Raw genomic sequence first — 13,119 nt, 5'->3', positions numbered from 1 at the left:
GTGGCAGCGTAAGTTCAACCTCGTGGAAATAGTCAGTGCCCTGATTAATGCACGGAGCATGCAGGGCATCGAAGGCCTGGAAGAGATGGGGCTCGACGGATGGACAAGGTGGTGGCCTCGGCCGCCGGCGCGGTGGCCGATGTGGGGGACGGCTCGTCCCTCGCGGTGGGCGGGTTCGGGCTGAGCGGTGTGCCCGGCGTGCTGATCGCGGCGCTGTACGACGCCGGGGTGTCGGGCCTGCGGGTGGTGTCCAACAACTGCGGGGCGATGGAGTCGGGCCTCGCCGTCCTGCTCTCGGCGGGCCGGATCGCGCGGGTGACCGGTTCGTACATCGGCGCCAACAAGGAGTTCGCCCGCCAGTATCTGGGCGGTGAGCTGGAGGTGGAGATGATCCCGCAGGGCACACTCGCCGAGCGGCTGCGCGCGGGAGGGTGCGGGATTCCCGCGTTCTACACGCCGGCCGGAGTGGGCACGCAGGTCGCCGACGGCGGACTGCCGTGGCGCTACGACGGCTCGGGCGGGGTCGCGCTCGCCTCGCCGGCCAAGGAGGTGCGGGAGTTCGACGGGCAGGAGTACGTCCTGGAGCGCGGCATCCGGACCGACTTCGCACTGGTGCGGGCCGCCAAGGGCGACCGGCACGGGAACCTCGTGTTCAACAAGTCCACCCGCAACTTCAACCCCCTGGCCGCGATGGCCGGACGGGTCACGATCGCCGAGGTGGAGGAGCTGGTCGAGCCGGGCGAGATCGACCCCGACGCGGTGCACCTGCCGGGGATCTACGTCCAGCGGATCGTCGCCCTCACCCCCGAACAGGCCGCGGACAAGCAGATAGAGCGGCGTACGGTTTCCGCGCCTCCGGCACGAGGGACGGCACGAGGGACGGTGAGCGGCTGATGCCATGGACGCGAGAGCAGATGGCTGCCCGCGCCGCGCGCGAGCTGCACGACGGTCAGTACGTGAACCTGGGCATCGGCCTTCCCACGCTGATCCCCAACTACCTCCCCGAGGGCGTCGAGGTGGTCCTGGAGTCCGAGAACGGCATCCTCGGCGTGGGTCGTTACCCCACCGACGCCGAGGTGGACCCGGATCTGATCAACGCGGGCAAGGAGACGGTCACCGTACTCCCCGGCGCCTCCTACTTCGACTCCGCGCTGTCCTTCGGGATGATCCGCGGCGGTCACATCGATGTCGCGGTGCTCGGCGCCATGCAGGTCTCGGCGCGCGGGGACCTGGCCAACTGGGCGATCCCGGGCAAGATGATCACGGGGATCGGCGGGGCGATGGACCTGGTGCACGGGGCGCGCACGGTGATCGTGGCGATGACGCACACCGCCAAGGACGGCTCCCCCAAGATCCTTGAGGAGTGTGCGCTGCCGCTGACCGGCAAGGGCTGCGTGAACCGGATCATCACCGATCTCGGCGTCCTCGACATCACCGAACAGGGCCTGGAACTCGTCGAGTTGGCCCCGGGCGTCAGCGCCGACGAGATCGTGGCGAAGACCGCTGCCAAGGTCCGCATTCCCGAAGCGGTCTCCGAAGCGGTATCCGAAGCCATTTCCGAAGGAACCCCGTCATGAGCCTGCGTGACGTCTACATCGTCGACGCCGTACGCACCCCCGTCGGCAAGTACAACGGCGCGTTGGCCGGCGTCCGCCCGGACGACCTCGGCGCCCACGCCATCCGCGAACTCCTCGCCCGTACACCGGACTTGGACCCCGCCCGGATCGGCGACGTCTACTTCGGCAACGCGAACGGCGCGGGCGAGGAGAACCGCAACGTCGGCCGCATGGCCGCCCTGCTCGCCGGTCTCCCCGTGACGGTGCCGGGCGTGACCGTCAACCGGCTCTGCGCGTCCGGGCTCGAAGCCGTCATCCAGGCCGCGCGGGCCATCGCGCTCGGCGACGTCTCCATCGCCCTGGCCGGCGGGGTCGAGTCGATGACCCGCGCCCCCTACGTGCTGCCGAAGAGCGAGAGCCCCTTCCCCGCCGGGCACACCGAGCTGTACTCCACCACTCTGGGCTGGCGCATGGTCAACCCGAAGATGGAGCCGCAGTGGACGGTCCCGCTCGGCGAGAGCGCCGAACTCATCGCGGACAAGCACGGGATCACGCGCGAGCAGCAGGACGCGTGCGCCCTGACGAGCCATCAGAAGGCCGCTGCCGCACAGCAGAAGGGCCTGTTCGACGCGGAGATCGCGCCGGTCGCGATCCCTCGGCGCAAGGGCGAGCCCGTCCTCTTCGAGCGCGACGAGTGCGTACGAGCCGACGCCTCTCTGGAGGCGATGGCCAAGCTCAAGCCGTCCTTCCGCACCCCGGCAGGCACGGTCACGCCCGGCAACGCGTCGCCGCTCAACGACGGGGCCGCCGCGCTGCTCCTGGTCGACGAGGAGGGCCTGCGGGCGACGGGCCGCGAGCCGCTGGCCCGTGTCTCGGCGTCCGCCGTCTCCGCGATCGAGCCGCACTACTTCGGTCTCGCGCCGGTCGAGGCCGTCAACCGCGCCCTCACGAAGGCGGGCAGGTCCTTCGGTGACCTGAGCACGCTTGAGCTGAACGAGGCTTTCGCGGCACAGGTGTTGGGGTGCGTGGCCGAATGGCCCGACCTCGACCCGGCCGTCCTGAACCCGCAGGGCGGCGCCATCGCGCTCGGCCATCCGCTCGGCGCGTCCGGCGCGCGGCTCGCCGGAACCGTCGCCCACCAGCTCGCCCGGCGCGGCTCGGGCACGGGTGTCGCCGCCCTCTGCATCGGCGTCGGCCAGGGCCTGGCCCTGGTCCTCGAACGCTGACCCGCCGCCCTCCCCCGGCGTCCCAGGCGCCCCCACCGTCCCCGCCGCCCCCTTCCGCAGCACGCCGTACTCACGGAGCCGAGAGACATGCCCCTCACCGAACCCCTGCCCGACGGGCTGAGCCAGCAGGAGATAGACACGGAGGTCGCCAAGGCGCAGGCCGCGGCGGCCTCGCCCGCCGATCACCCGCCGCGCGACTATCCCCCGTACCGCAGCAGTCACTTCCGCCACCCGAAGCAGCCGCTGATCCCGCTGCGTGACCCGGAGGCCGTCGAGCTGAGCGGACCCGCGTTCGGCGTCACCGACATCACGGCGCTCGACCACGACCTGACGCGCCAGCACCCGGGCGAGCCGCTCGGCGAGCGGATCACCGTCTCCGGCCGGGTCCTGGACCGCGAAGGGCGCCCGGTGCGCGGCCAGTTGGTGGAACTGTGGCAGGCCAACGCGTCCGGCAGGTACGCCCACCAGCTGGACCAGCACCCGGCTCCGCTCGACCCGAACTTCACGGGCTTCGGCCGCTGCCTGACCGACGACGAGGGAACGTACTCCTTCACGACGATCAAGCCGGGCGCGTACCCGTGGCGCAACCACGTCAACGCGTGGCGCCCCGCGCACATCCACTTCTCGGTATTCGGCACGGCGTTCACGCAGCGCCTGGTGACGCAGATGTACTTCCCGGGCGACCCGCTGTTCCCCTACGACCCGGTCCTGCGCTCGGTCACCGACGAGTCGGCGCGCAAGCGCCTGGTCTCCGCCTACGACCACGATCTCTCCGCCCCCGAGTGGTCGCTCGGCTACCGCTGGGACATCGTGCTCGACGGCCCCGCCGCGACGCTCTTCGAGGAAGGCGACCACCACTGATGTCGTACGCTCCGACTCCCTCCCAGACGGTCGGCCCCTTCTACGGCTACGCGCTGCCCTTCCCGAGGGGCGGCGAGGTCGCGCCGGCCGGCCATCCGGACACGATCACCCTGCACGGGTACGTGTACGACGGCGCGGGAAACCCCGTCCCCGACGCGCTCATCGAGACCTGGCAGCCCGCGCCCGACGGCTCCCGCACGGGTGCGCCGGGATCGCTGCGGCACGACCCGGTGACGGGCGAGGTCATCGGCCGTGACGGCGTCGCGTTCACCGGGTTCGGGCGCGTCCCGACCGACGCGGACGGGCACTGGACGGTCCGTACGCTCCCGCCGGGCGGCGTCTCGTACATCGCTGTCGCGGTCTTCGCACGCGGTCTGCTCCATCACCTGTACACCCGCGCCTATCTGGTCGACGAGCCCGGCGACCCGCTCCTCAACTCCCTCGACCCGGCGCGGCGTACGACGCTGGTCGCCCACCCCGAGGCGAGCCACACGTACCGTTTCGACATCCGCCTTCAGGGCGAGGGCGAAACGGTGTTCCTGGAGTTCCAGTGAGTCTTGTTCCAGCGGGTCTTGTTCCAGCGGGCCTTGAAGGTACCGACGTCGGCCTGCTCGCCCCCGGGCGAGCGGGCTCACCGGCCGAGGCCGCGACCGGCGACACCGCGTTTCTGCGGGCGATGCTGGACGCGGAGGCGGCACTGACGAGGGCCCAGGCCGAGGTGGGTCTGGCCCCGGCGGAGGCGGCGACGGCGGTTACTGCCGCGGCCGATGCCGAACGCTTCGACGTACGGGAGCTGGCTCTCCGCGCTCGTTCCGGCGGCAATCCGGTGATCCCGCTGGTCGCGGACCTGACGGCGGCAGTGCCTGCGGAGGCCGCGCCGTACGTCCACCGGGGGGCGACCAGCCAGGACATCATGGACACGGCGATGATGCTGGTCGCGCGGCGCACGCTGGACCTGATCCTGGCGGACCTGACCCGCACGGAGGCTGCGCTGTCCCGCCTCGCGACCGAACACCGGGACACGGTGATGCCGGGCCGCACCCTGACACAGCACGCGGTCCCGACGACGTTCGGCCTCAAGGCCGCGGGCTGGCGAACGCTGACCCTCGACGCGCGGGACAGGGTGAGGACGGTGCGTGACGCGCTTCCGGCTCAACTGGGGGGTGCCGCAGGGACGTTGGCGGCATTCGGGGCGTACGCGAGGAACTACTCGCCGGGGGCTTCGGCGGGAGCGGAGGCGGCGGCTTCGGCGCGGGAGGCGGCTCCGGGGGCGGAGGCGGCTTCGGGAGCGGACAGGGCTGGGGTAGGTCTCCTTGGCGCCTATGCCCGTTGCCTGGGGCTGGCCGAGCCCGCCCTCCCCTGGCACACCCTCCGCACCCCGGTCGCCGACCTCGCCGGAGTCCTCGCCTTCACCGCCGGGGCCCTGGGCAAGGCCGCCGTGGACATCCTCACCCTCAGCCGGACGGAGTTGGCCGAAGTCACCGAAGGTGCCGGTGGCGGGTCTTCCGCCATGCCCCACAAGGCGAACCCCGTGCGCTCCACCCTCGTCGCGGCCGCAGCCCGCCGCGCCCCCGCCCTGGCGGCGACGCTCCACGCCTCGATGGCCGCCGAGGACGAACGCCCGGCAGGCGCCTGGCACGCGGAGTGGGAGCCCCTGCGCGACCTCCTCCGCACGGTCGGCGGCGCCAGCCACCACGCGGCACAGCTCACCGAGAACCTCCAGGTCCACCCGGAGGCGATGCGCGAACACCTCGGCCTCACCCACGGGTTGATCGTCTCCGAGCGCCTCACCGCTGAGCTGACGCCCCTCCTGGGCCGGGCCCGCGCGAAGGAACTCCTCACGTCGGCGGCCCGCCGCACCCGCGACGAGGGCAGGACCCTCGCGGAGGTCCTCGCCGAAGAGCCCGCTCTGGCGGACGTCGACCTCGCCGAACTCACTGACCCCGCCCACTACACCGGCTCAGCCGGAACCCTCACGGACCGAGCCCTGGAGCGACGATGACCCCCGCGAAGCTGCCGCACCACACCACCGAGGGCGCCCCGACCGCGCCCCCGCTCTTCCTCGGCTCCTCGGTCGGCACCTCCACCGCCCTGTGGGACGCCGTGGCGCCCGATCTCTCCACCACCCACCGGGTCGTACGCTGGGACCTGCCCGGTCACGGCAAGTCCCCCGCCGAGCTGATCGACCCGGGAGCGACCGTCGCCGACCTGGCCGCCCTCGTCCTCGCGCTCGCCGATTCCCTCGGCATCGACCGCTTCGCGTACGCGGGCGTCTCCCTCGGCGGCGCCGTCGGCCTGCACCTGGCCGCGCACCACCCGGAGCGAGTGGAGAGCCTCGCCGTGATCTGCTCGTCGGCGCACTTCGGCGGCAGCGCACGCTGGGAGGAGCGCGCGGCACTCGTACGCCGCGAGGGCCTCGCCACGCTCGCGGAGAGCGCCCCGGAGCGCTGGTTCACCCCCGGGTTCACGGTCCCCGGCCTGGTCGACGACCACCGGACCACCGACCCCGACGCGTACGCCGCATGCTGCGACGCGCTGGCGGCGTACGACATCAGGGAGTCGCTGGCGACGATCACCGCTCCCACACTCGTCGTCGCGGGCCGCGAGGACCCCGCGACGCCGCCCGCCCACGCGCGTGAGATCGCCGACGCGGTGCCGGGCGCCTCCCTCACGGAACTGGCGGGCGCCTCGCACCTCGCGCCGGCCGAGCGCCCGGAGGCCGTCGTCGCCGCACTGCGCACGCACTTCACGGGTACGGCCGCGAGCGGGATGGCTGCCCGGCGGTCGGTCCTCGGCGACGCTCACGTGGACCGCGCGCAGGCAAACACCACGCCCTTCACGGCCCGCTTCCAGGACTTCATCTCCCGCTACGCCTGGGGCGAGATCTGGACCGACCCCACCCTCGCGCGCCGCGAACGCAGCATGATCACCATGACCGCCCTGGTCGCGCACGGGCACTACGACGAGTTGGCCATGCATGTCCGGGCGGCCCGCCGCAATGGGCTCACACCCGAGGAGATCGGCGCGGTGCTGCTCCAGACAGCGGTCTACTGCGGTGTGCCCGCCGCCAATTCGGCGTTCGCGGTGGCCCAGCGGGTCCTCGCCGAGGAGTAGCGGCCACGGGGACCCTTTAGGCTGCTTGGGCTGCTGCTGATCAGGGGGATCAGGGGTTCAGGGGAGAGCAGGGGGGCAAGGGGCGATGAACGACGCGTCTGAGGTGTTCCAGCCGTTGCGGGCGGAGGACCCACCGGTGGTGGCCGGATACCGTCTCGCGGCCCGGCTGGGCGCGGGAGGCATGGGTCGCGTCTATCTGTCGCACACGCAGGGCGGCCGACCGGTGGCGATCAAGGTGGTGCGGCCGGAGCTGGCCGACGACCCGGCCTTCCGGCGGCGGTTCGGGCGGGAGATAAAGGCGGCCCAGCGGGTCCGGGGCGCCTACACGGCCGAGCTGATCGACGCCGACGCGGACGGCGTGCCGCCCTGGCTCGCCACTCTGTACGTGCCAGGCCCCTCCCTGACGGAGGCCGTCGCCCGGCGCGGACCGCTGCCGGTGCCCGCTGTGCTGTGGCTGATGGCGGGGGTCGCCGAGGCGCTACAGGCCATCCACGCCGCCGGAATCGTGCACCGGGACCTGAAGCCGTCGAACGTGCTGCTGGCCGCCGACGGGCCGCGCGTGATCGACTTCGGCATCTCGCTGACCTCCAGCGCCACCTCCGCGTACACAGCCACGGGTGCCACCGTCGGCACACCCCATTTCATGGCCCCGGAGCAGGCGTCCGCCGGTGAGGTCACCCCGGCCACCGACGTCTTCGCGCTCGGCCAGACCGCGGCGTTCGCGGCACTGGGCGAGCCGCTGTACGGGGACGGGCCCTCGGTCGGCGTGCTGTACCGGATCGTGCACTCGGAGCCCGACCTGACCCTGCTCCCCGCGCAGCTCCGTCCGCTGTTCGCCAAGTGCCTGGCCGCCGATCCGGCGGAGCGTGCCACCCCCGCGGAGATCGTCGAGTGGTGCCGTCAGCGTCTTGGCGGGGAGACCGACGCGGGCGCGGGGTTGGCCGTCTGGCGGGACGTCACGGGGCCGGAGGTCATGGTTCCGGCGCCGGTCCCCCACCCCACCCCGGTGCACACGCTGCCGTTGTTCGCGCCGCCGCAGCAGCAGGGGCCGCCTCCGTCGTCGGGGCCGGACGAGCGGCGGGCCCGCCGAAGACGCAACGCGCTCATCACGGCCATCGTGACGGGGAGTTCGCTGCTGGTGATGGGCCTGACGTGGATGGTCATGGACGCGACGGACCTCCGCTTCCGGGACGCGGCCTCGAAGTCCGGTTCGGGGGCGTCCGCACGGGAGTCGGGGTCCACGTCGGGATCCAACTCGGGGTCCACGTCGGGATCCGAGGCCGGTGAGAGATCAGCCGCCGGTTCGGACTCCGGAGCCGGTGAGAAGGGCGACGGGTCGTCAGACGAGACGCGCCCCTCCTCGAAGTCCTCCTCGAACGCTTCCACCCCGCCGCGCCCCATCGCGTACCCCCAGGAGTGGTTCGACGAGAAGAACTCCGTGAGCCTCAGGGAGCCGGTGCGCCGCAAGGACCGCAAGGGCGACATCCGCTTCGTCTGCGGGCAGGACAGGTGTTCGCTGGAGAGCGACAAGAGCCTGATCACCATGCTGTACAGCAAGCCGGGCGCCACCCTCGATTCGTGCCGTCTCGCTCTCAAGGGCGCCGACAGCCACGACCTCCCGCTGGCGGCGGTGGCGGCAGGCAGCGAGATCTGCGTGAAGCACCCCTCCGGAGACATCGCCCTGCTAGTGGTCCAGGTGAAGTCGACCGCGCTGCCGAATGACGGGTTCAGCTTCCTGACCGCGGACATGACGGTCTGGCGGGCTCCGTAGGCATGACCCCATAGACGTGGCCCCGTGGGCCCGACAGAGGCTGGCGGCCCTAGGTGGCGCTGCGCTCGCTCGCCTCGCGGTACCGCCGCTCCATCGCGTCGACGTACGCCTCCTCGCCCGGCCGCCCCGCCCGCAGCAGACGCCACCACTGCTCGATGCTCCAACTGGCTGGTTCCGTCGACCCGATGAAGTCCTCGACGAGCGAGAGGAAGCGCACGGGATCGGCGTGAAAGGGGAAGTGCCCGGCCCCCGGGAAGATCTCCAAGCGGCTGCCGGGCATCGCCTCGTGCGCGGTGTACGCGTGGTCGACCGGCAGGACGCCGTCGCGGTCGCCCCAGACCAGGAGCGTGGGCATGCCCTGGGCGAGGTAGCAGCGGTCCAGCATCGTGACCACTTGGCCGCGCCAGTCGACGACGGACCGCAGCGTGCGGATGAACGCGGCCCGCGCCCACACGTCGGGCAACGCGTCGACCAGGCCCATCAGTTCGGGCGCGTCCTGCCCGAGACCGGTGTCGAGCAGCCGCAGCAGCGCGACGACCGCCCGCACCGGCAGATCGGCGCCGGGCAGCCCGAGCAGGGAGAGCAGCAGTGCGGCCCCGGGCAGCGAGACACCTCGTAGGACGGGGGTGACCTGCGGGCCTACGCCTCCCGTGCTCACCAGGACGAGCCGGTCGACGCGCTCGGGGAACTGGTAGGCGAACTGCATCGCGACCCCGCCGCCGAACGAGTGCCCGACGAGGGTGACCCGTTCGACGCCGAGCACGCCGAGCAGGTCCCGTACTCCGTTGGCGTACGCGGCCACCGAGTAGTCGGCACGTGGCTTCTCGGACGCGCCGTGACCGAGCAGGTCAGGGGCGATGACCGTGTGGGTACGGGCCAGTCGGGGGATCAGTGGGGACCACGTCGCCGACGAGTCGCCGATGCCGTGGATCAGCAGAATCGCCGGTCCCTCACCCGCGACGCGGTACGCGCGCCGGTAGCCGTGCACGGTGCGGAACCGCAGGGCGGCCCCGCTCTCGTCGTCGGTGGGAAGCCGCCTGGGCTGGAAGGGCAGGATCCGCGCCATGGGCCGGAGTGTAGGTGGGCGGCGCGGCGGGGTGGTTTCGCGGGGGTTTCGGGTGGCGCAATACGGGCGACGCGGGCGCATCGCCACCGTGGCGCTATGTGGCCGCGTAGTACCCCAGGAACATGTCGACACCGGCGACGATGAGACGCTCCGTCAGGTCGTCGCTGATGTCGGTTCCGTACGAGCCGAAGACGAGGTGCGGGAAGACCAGCAGGGAGTAGAGCTGGATGACCGCCGTCTCCATGTCCGGGACGGTGAGCCGCCCCCGCTCGGCGAGTTCGCGCAACGCGCCCGCGATCGCGGGGTGATGGCCCTCGGGGCCGCGCTGTCCCCACGCCTCGCCGAGCGAAGGGAAGCGGTGGATCTCCCGGGCGACGAGGTGGCGCAGGGCGTTCATCTCCTGGTCGTTGCAGACGACGTCGACCCAGGCGCGGGCCACGTTCAGGAAAGCCTCGCGCAGGTCGTCCGCCTCGGTGAGGCCGTCGAGCGCGGCGACCGATGACGAGGCGTCGAGGGGTTCGTCCAGTGCTCCCGCGATCACGGCGACGAACAGCGCCTCCTTGTTGCCGAAGTGGTTGTAGACGGTCACCTTGGACACGCCCGCCTCGGCCGCGATGGCGTCCATGCCGACGCCGAAGCCCTCGCGCAGGAACAGCGAGCGCGCGGCCCGGACGATGGCCTCACGCTTGCGTGCCGCGCGCGGGCCTGTGGGACCCATGGGGCCCGTGGAGCTTGTGGGCCCCGCACTTTTGACCTCGCCGCTTCCCTCATTCCGCATGCGCCGCACTTTACCAGCGAACTGAACTGAACAGTTGAGTTCACATGAACTAGCCAGTACAGTTCAGATGCTTCCACCACCCCAGTCCCCCACCTCCAAGGACCTGCCATGACGCACACCCATCCGACCCCGACCGCGCCACCCCCCACCGGCTCACGCCCGTGGGCGGCGCTCACGCTGCTGTGCGTAGCCCAGTTCATGCTGGTGCTCGATGTGACGGTCGTGAACGTCGCGCTGCCGAGCATGGCCGCCGACCTCGACCTCGGCCGCACCACTCTGACCTGGGTCGTCACGACGTACACGCTCTGTTTCGGCGGTCTGATGCTGCTCGGCGGGCGGCTCGCCGACGTCCTCGGGGCGCGCCGCACCCTCCTCTGCGGCCTCGCCCTGTTCACCGCCGCCTCCCTCCTGACCGGCCTCGCCACGGGCCCGGCGACCCTCCTCGCGGGGCGTACCGCGCAGGGTGTCGGGGCCGCGCTGCTCTCCCCCGCTGCCCTCGCGATCGTCACCACGACCTTCCACGGCCGCGACCGGCATCGCGCGCTCGGCGTGTGGTCGGCGATCGGCGGTGCGGGCGCCGCGATCGGCGTCCTGCTCGGCGGCATCCTGAGCGACGGCCCCGGCTGGGAGTGGATCTTCTACGTCAACGTGCCCATCGGCGTGGCCCTGCTGCTTGCCCTGCCCGCCGTCGTCCCCGCCCGCGCGCCCCGGCCCGCCCGCCTCGACATCCCCGGGGCACTGCTCGTCACCGCCGGCACGGGCTCGCTCATCTACGGACTCGTCGCCGCGGGCGACACGGGCTGGTCGGACCCTCGGACGCTGGTGCCGGTGGCCGCGGCGGCCGTGGCCTACGGAGCGTTCGTCGCCGTGGAGCGGGCGCAGCGTGCGCCGCTGATCGACCTGGCCGTCCTGCGGCGCCGTCCGGTGGTCGCGGGGTCCTATCTGATGCTGGTCGCGACGGCGTTGCTGATCTCGCTGTTCTTCCTGGGGTCGGTGTTCCTCCAGGAGGTACGCGGCTACAGCTCCCTGCGGACCGGGGTGCTGTTCCTTCCCGTGGCCGTGGCCACCGGGGTCGGCGCACACCTGGGCGGGCGGTTCGTGGGCCAGTGGGGAGCGCGGCCCACGGCGGCCGCGGGGCTCGCGCTAGCGGGGCTCGGCACCGCTCTGCTCACCGGCGCGGGGCCGAGCGGCAACGCGTGGACGAGTGTCGCCCTGGGCATGTCCGTCGCCGCGCTTGGGCTCGGTTCGGTGTTCGTGGCGGCCACCACCACCGCGCTGGGCTTCATCGCGCACGAGGAGGCGGGCGTCGCGTCCGGCGTGGTCAACACCTTCCACGAGGTGGGCGGCTCCATCGGCGTCGCCGTGGTCTCGACGGTCGCCGCGGCGGGAATCGACGGCGGAACCGCCGGCGGCTTCACGGACGCGTTCACGGTGTGCGCCGTGGCCGCGGCGGTCAGCGCGGCCGCCACGTTCGCACTCGTACCGCGCGGAAAGCCACAGCTGACCGGCGGACCGCACGTGCACTGAACTGCCGACCGCACGTGCACTGACCTGCGCCGGGCGGGGCTCGCACGGCCCCGCCCGCGCGACGCGGGCACGCCACGTTCCTCTGCCTCCCCAAGCTGCTCGACGCGCTGGAGGCGCTGCCCCAGGACCGCCCGGTCGATCTCGAACTGGGCGGCGCGGCACAGTGCGGAGGGCACGGATCCGGTGCGGGTGGCATCCGGGGACTGATGGTCGCCTCGTGCGCCGGACGGGCCCTGGTCGCGGGCCCGTCCGGCGGCATCGCGCCTCAACCGCGCCCCTCTACCGCGCCCCGTACACCGGCTGAGGCACCTCGGCATCGGCGAGCAGTTCGCGGGCCGCGTCGCCCGCCTCGGCCGGGGTCCAGCGGGTCCCCTTGTCGGCCGTCGGTCCAGGGCGCCAACCCTCCATGACGGTGATGCGCCCCGCTTCGGCTTCGAAGACACGGCCCGTGACACCGGCCGACGCCTCGGAGCCGAGCCACACCACGACCGGCGACACGTTCTCCGGAGCCATCGCGTCGAAGCCGCCGCCTTCGGGCGCGGCCATGGTCTCCGCGAAGGTGTGCTCCGTCATGCGCGTGCGCGCGGCGGGCGCGATGGCGTTGACCCGCACCCCGTAGGAGGCGAATTCCGCGGAGGCGACCAGGGTGAGCCCGAGAATCCCGGCCTTGGCCGCGCTGTAGTTCGCCTGCCCCACGCTCCCCAACAGACCGGCCCCGGAGCTGGTGTTGACCACGCACGCGTGCCGCCCGCGCCCCGCCTTCGCCTCACCGCGCCAGTACGCGGCCGCGTGCTTCAGCGGCAGGAAGTGCCCCTTCAGATGTACGCGCATCACGGCGTCCCAGTCGTCCTCCTCAAGATTGACCAGCATCCGGTCCCGCAGGAACCCCGCGTTGTTGACGAGGGTGTCGAGACATCCGTACGTGTCGAGTGCGGCCCGCACCAGGGATGCGGCGCCCTCGGACGTGGCGATGTCAGCGCCGTGCGCGACGGCCTCGCCTCCCGCCGCGCGGATCTCCTCCACGACGTCGTGCGCGGGCCCGCCGGACGCTCCGGAGCCGTCGGGCCCCACCCCGAGGTCGTTGACGACGACCTTGGCGCCCTCGGCGGCGTACGCGCGCGCGTGCGCCCGGCCGAGGCCGCGGCCCGCGCCCGTGACGATCACGACGCGGCCCGCGCAGATTCCCGTGCCCGGCTTGTCGGCTGAGGTCATGCGGAACT

The 13,119-nt window shown here is 72.4% G+C and carries 12 protein-coding genes; 9 read left to right on the top strand and 3 right to left on the bottom strand.

From position 1 onward, the window contains the following. Positions 1 to 99: 99 nt before the first annotated feature. The 8 genes from ACWGI2_RS04000 to ACWGI2_RS03965 all read left to right on the top strand — a co-directional run bounded on the left by ACWGI2_RS04000 (position 100) and on the right by ACWGI2_RS03965 (position 8,528). On the top strand, positions 100 to 894 hold the full coding sequence (locus ACWGI2_RS04000; RefSeq protein ID WP_453693667.1) for a CoA transferase subunit A: 795 nt from the start codon (positions 100 to 102) through the stop codon (positions 892 to 894). Then, entirely contained in the window at positions 894 to 1,577 is a 684-nt protein-coding gene (locus ACWGI2_RS03995) for a CoA transferase subunit B (protein ID WP_453693665.1), read from the top strand. Before ACWGI2_RS04000 ends, ACWGI2_RS03995 begins: the two co-directional genes overlap by 1 nt. Positions 1,578 to 1,579: 2 nt before the next feature. Then, positions 1,580 to 2,782 carry a thiolase family protein gene (locus ACWGI2_RS03990; protein ID WP_453694651.1) on the top strand — a complete coding sequence of 401 codons (1,203 nt, stop codon included), beginning with the start codon at positions 1,580 to 1,582 and terminating at the stop codon, positions 2,780 to 2,782. Between the two features lie 87 nt (positions 2,783 to 2,869). Beyond that, on the top strand, positions 2,870 to 3,643 hold the full coding sequence (pcaH, locus tag ACWGI2_RS03985) for a protocatechuate 3,4-dioxygenase subunit beta (protein ID WP_453693663.1): 774 nt from the start codon (positions 2,870 to 2,872) through the stop codon (positions 3,641 to 3,643). Next, positions 3,643 to 4,197 carry a protocatechuate 3,4-dioxygenase subunit alpha gene (pcaG, locus tag ACWGI2_RS03980; protein ID WP_453693661.1) on the top strand — a complete coding sequence of 185 codons (555 nt, stop codon included), beginning with the start codon at positions 3,643 to 3,645 and terminating at the stop codon, positions 4,195 to 4,197. The genes pcaH and pcaG overlap by 1 nt, the downstream gene beginning before the upstream one ends. Beyond that, on the top strand, positions 4,194 to 5,645 hold the full coding sequence (gene pcaB, locus ACWGI2_RS03975) for a 3-carboxy-cis,cis-muconate cycloisomerase (protein WP_453693659.1): 1,452 nt from the start codon (positions 4,194 to 4,196) through the stop codon (positions 5,643 to 5,645). Before pcaG ends, pcaB begins: the two co-directional genes overlap by 4 nt. Further along, the gene (gene pcaDC, locus ACWGI2_RS03970) at positions 5,642 to 6,757 is read left to right on the top strand and encodes a bifunctional 3-oxoadipate enol-lactonase/4-carboxymuconolactone decarboxylase PcaDC (protein WP_453693657.1); all 1,116 of its coding nucleotides are present in this window, start codon (positions 5,642 to 5,644) and stop codon (positions 6,755 to 6,757) included. Before pcaB ends, pcaDC begins: the two co-directional genes overlap by 4 nt. 85 nt (positions 6,758 to 6,842) lie before the next feature. Beyond that, positions 6,843 to 8,528, top strand: a complete 1,686-nt coding sequence (locus ACWGI2_RS03965; RefSeq protein WP_453693655.1) for a serine/threonine-protein kinase — start codon at positions 6,843 to 6,845, stop codon at positions 8,526 to 8,528. 49 nt (positions 8,529 to 8,577) lie between these two features. On the opposite strand, the gene ACWGI2_RS03960 is transcribed toward ACWGI2_RS03965, so the two are convergent. Together ACWGI2_RS03960 and ACWGI2_RS03955 are read right to left on the bottom strand one after the other, a co-directional pair. Further along, positions 8,578 to 9,594 carry an alpha/beta fold hydrolase gene (locus ACWGI2_RS03960; protein ID WP_453693653.1) on the bottom strand — a complete coding sequence of 339 codons (1,017 nt, stop codon included), beginning with the start codon at positions 9,592 to 9,594 and terminating at the stop codon, positions 8,578 to 8,580. Positions 9,595 to 9,688: 94 nt separating this feature from the next. Beyond that, positions 9,689 to 10,372, bottom strand: coding sequence for a TetR/AcrR family transcriptional regulator (locus tag ACWGI2_RS03955; RefSeq protein ID WP_453693651.1), 684 nt, complete (start codon positions 10,370 to 10,372; stop codon positions 9,689 to 9,691). Positions 10,373 to 10,480: 108 nt separating this feature from the next. Here ACWGI2_RS03955 and ACWGI2_RS03950 point away from each other — a divergent pair, with 108 nt between their 5' ends. Then, positions 10,481 to 11,899 (top strand): DHA2 family efflux MFS transporter permease subunit, encoded by a 1,419-nt coding sequence (locus ACWGI2_RS03950; protein WP_453693649.1) that lies wholly within the window; start codon positions 10,481 to 10,483, stop codon positions 11,897 to 11,899. 279 nt (positions 11,900 to 12,178) lie between these two features. Here the strand turns inward: ACWGI2_RS03950 and ACWGI2_RS03945 are convergent, their stop codons facing one another. Beyond that, positions 12,179 to 13,111: an SDR family oxidoreductase gene (locus tag ACWGI2_RS03945; protein WP_453693647.1), complete on the bottom strand. Its 933-nt coding sequence runs from the start codon at positions 13,109 to 13,111 to the stop codon at positions 12,179 to 12,181. Positions 13,112 to 13,119 lie beyond the last annotated feature (8 nt).

This window comes from Streptomyces sp. NPDC054866 (assembly GCF_053610745.1).
The sequence above is the reverse complement of the archived record's forward strand: the minus strand, read 5'-3'. Positions and strand labels throughout refer to the sequence as shown.

What these genes read in the sequence shown, in the direction of transcription:
- ACWGI2_RS04000 (WP_453693667.1), top strand. Translation starts at nt 100, where the DNA reads ATGGACAAGGTGGTGGCCTCGGCCGCCGGCGCGGTGGCCGATGTGGGG.
- ACWGI2_RS03995 (WP_453693665.1), top strand. Translation starts at nt 894, where the DNA reads ATGCCATGGACGCGAGAGCAGATGGCTGCCCGCGCCGCGCGCGAGCTG.
- pcaH (WP_453693663.1), top strand. Translation starts at nt 2,870, where the DNA reads ATGCCCCTCACCGAACCCCTGCCCGACGGGCTGAGCCAGCAGGAGATA.
- pcaG (WP_453693661.1), top strand. Translation starts at nt 3,643, where the DNA reads ATGTCGTACGCTCCGACTCCCTCCCAGACGGTCGGCCCCTTCTACGGC.
- pcaDC (WP_453693657.1), top strand. Translation starts at nt 5,642, where the DNA reads ATGACCCCCGCGAAGCTGCCGCACCACACCACCGAGGGCGCCCCGACC.
- ACWGI2_RS03965 (WP_453693655.1), top strand. Translation starts at nt 6,843, where the DNA reads ATGAACGACGCGTCTGAGGTGTTCCAGCCGTTGCGGGCGGAGGACCCA.
- ACWGI2_RS03960 (WP_453693653.1), bottom strand. Translation starts at nt 9,594, where the DNA reads ATGGCGCGGATCCTGCCCTTCCAGCCCAGGCGGCTTCCCACCGACGAC.
- ACWGI2_RS03955 (WP_453693651.1), bottom strand. Translation starts at nt 10,372, where the DNA reads ATGCGGAATGAGGGAAGCGGCGAGGTCAAAAGTGCGGGGCCCACAAGC.
- ACWGI2_RS03950 (WP_453693649.1), top strand. Translation starts at nt 10,481, where the DNA reads ATGACGCACACCCATCCGACCCCGACCGCGCCACCCCCCACCGGCTCA.
- ACWGI2_RS03945 (WP_453693647.1), bottom strand. Translation starts at nt 13,111, where the DNA reads ATGACCTCAGCCGACAAGCCGGGCACGGGAATCTGCGCGGGCCGCGTC.